General features: G+C 44.3%; 1 pseudogene. It reads right to left on the reverse strand.

Features of this window, described 5'->3' with window-relative positions:
- Positions 1-235, reverse strand: a pseudogene (locus tag AAEY72_RS16370) (hypothetical protein); the annotation flags it as partial.

Raw genomic sequence — 235 nt, forward strand, 5'->3', positions numbered from 1 at the left:
GGTTGTAGCGGTATTGTTCACGCTTTTCCTGCTTGTACTTAGCAAGTTTACGTTTTTCTTGCTTACGGTCTTCTCGTTTTTCTTTTTTATGCTCAATACGCTGCTTTTTTTCATGGCGGCGTTCATCGCGTTTATATTCAACACGTTTGTCGTGGTCACGTTTAAAGCTTTTATCATTCTCTCGCTCGTTTTGTGCTCCAAGCGCAGAGCCTGATACTGCGCCAATGGCGAGCAG

The organism is Psychrobacter sp. W2-37-MNA-CIBAN-0211 (assembly GCF_040309405.1).
Taxonomy (GTDB): domain Bacteria; phylum Pseudomonadota; class Gammaproteobacteria; order Pseudomonadales; family Moraxellaceae; genus Psychrobacter; species Psychrobacter glaciei.